The organism is Acetobacter malorum (assembly GCF_001580615.1).
GTDB classification, from domain to species: Bacteria; Pseudomonadota; Alphaproteobacteria; order Acetobacterales; family Acetobacteraceae; genus Acetobacter; species Acetobacter malorum.
Genome location: NZ_LHZC01000006.1, coordinates 1 through 853, shown reverse-complemented (window position 1 = coordinate 853; position 853 = coordinate 1). Strand labels below are relative to the sequence as shown.

1 protein-coding gene is annotated in these 853 nt (G+C 59.1%); it reads left to right on the top strand.

Translation table 11 applies throughout. The features are described 5' to 3' along the window. Window positions 1-560: FAD-binding oxidoreductase (locus AD930_RS00030; RefSeq protein WP_244150434.1), on the top strand; the 560-nt coding region annotated here is incomplete at its 5' end. Window positions 561-853 lie beyond the last annotated feature (293 nt).

Here is an 853-nt window from a genome sequence, read left to right as displayed (position 1 = left end):
AACTGGGCAGCCCGCGCGCGGATGACAGCCTGCGCACGCTGATGGAAGAAGTTCTGGGGCAGGCTCTGGAAGACGGTCTGGTGACCGATGCCGTGCTGGCAGAAAGCGAAGGCCAGCGTCAGGCGCTCTGGATGATCCGTGAGGAACATGCGGAAGCGCAGAAGCGCGCCGGGGCCTCTGTCAAAAACGATGTCTCCGTCCCACTCTCCGCCATTCCGGAGTTCATCACCAAAGCGACGGCAGCGTGTGAGGCGCTGATCCCCGGCATCCGCGTGGCGCCGTTCGGCCATATTGGGGATGGCAACATCCACTTCAATCTGGTGCAGCCGGAGGGCATGGACCCGAAAGCCTTCCTTGCGCAGGACCATGCGATGATGGATACCGTCGCCAACATTGTCCGCACGCTGGATGGGTCTTTCTCTGCCGAACATGGGGTCGGGCAGTTGAAAACCTACATGATGCCGTCCTGGCGCGGTGGCGCGGAACTGGATGCCATGCGCAAGATCAAAGCCGCACTGGACCCCAAAACCCTGATGAACCCGGGCAAGATTTTTCCGTAAACTTAAAGAAAAACAGCGCCTGCCCTGATAATTTCGGGACAGGCGCTGTTAAGAGAGACCGATAAAGCCGAGCGCAGATTTCAACGCCTTGGCAGGCTTTAAAAGCCACTCACGCAAACACGCACTTATTTATTGCGCGAGAAAAAATCCATTTCAGGATAACGCAGCGCAGAAAGCTGGAGCAGCAGGGCTGGCAGCAGGATTACGCCCACGTCCACGCCCATCAGCCCAATGGCCGCAATGGTCAGAAGCGGGGCAATAATCCGCTCCACATGCGCCGCGCGCGGGCTGCC